Annotated in this window: 1 protein-coding gene; it reads right to left on the bottom strand. The window is 45.6% G+C overall.

From position 1 onward, the window contains the following. Window positions 1–7: 7 nt before the first annotated feature. On the bottom strand, window positions 8–304 hold the full coding sequence (locus HBA93_RS19475) for a hypothetical protein (RefSeq protein ID WP_221724391.1): 297 nt from the start codon (window positions 302–304) through the stop codon (window positions 8–10). Window positions 305–355: the final 51 nt, after the last annotated feature.

The raw sequence follows: 355 nt of genomic DNA, 5'->3' as shown, positions 1-355 counted from the left end.
CGGAGCTTCATGCAGCGTCTGGCATTTCGTCCGATGTGTCAAGGTTCACCGGCTTAGAAACCTGCAAGAGAGGTGGTAGCCATTTAGTGCCTTTAAGAATTTTCTCGGCGAGCTTTGCAGCATCTGCCTTGCTTGATGATTGCATGACTTCGCGCTCTGCATCATTACCTTTCAAAAGGCCAACGGTGCGTTGTATTTCGTTGCACGAAAACTGTCTGAAATAGCTATCCGCGGTCGGTGTCCACCAGTCGCGCATATCCAGATTAAGGGCTCTTGCAAGCTGATTATTCTTATCCAATACCATCGCTGAAAACCGCTTAAGTTACATATTATTAGAAATGAACAGAATATTTAC

This window comes from Ochrobactrum sp. SFR4 (assembly GCF_019730395.1).
GTDB lineage: Bacteria > Pseudomonadota > Alphaproteobacteria > Rhizobiales > Rhizobiaceae > Pseudochrobactrum.
The sequence above is the reverse complement of the archived record's forward strand: the minus strand, read 5'-3'. Positions and strand labels throughout refer to the sequence as shown.

Excerpts from the sequence above, each read along its gene's own strand:
- HBA93_RS19475 (WP_221724391.1), bottom strand. The coding sequence starts at position 304 with ATGGTATTGGATAAGAATAATCAGCTTGCAAGAGCCCTTAATCTGGAT.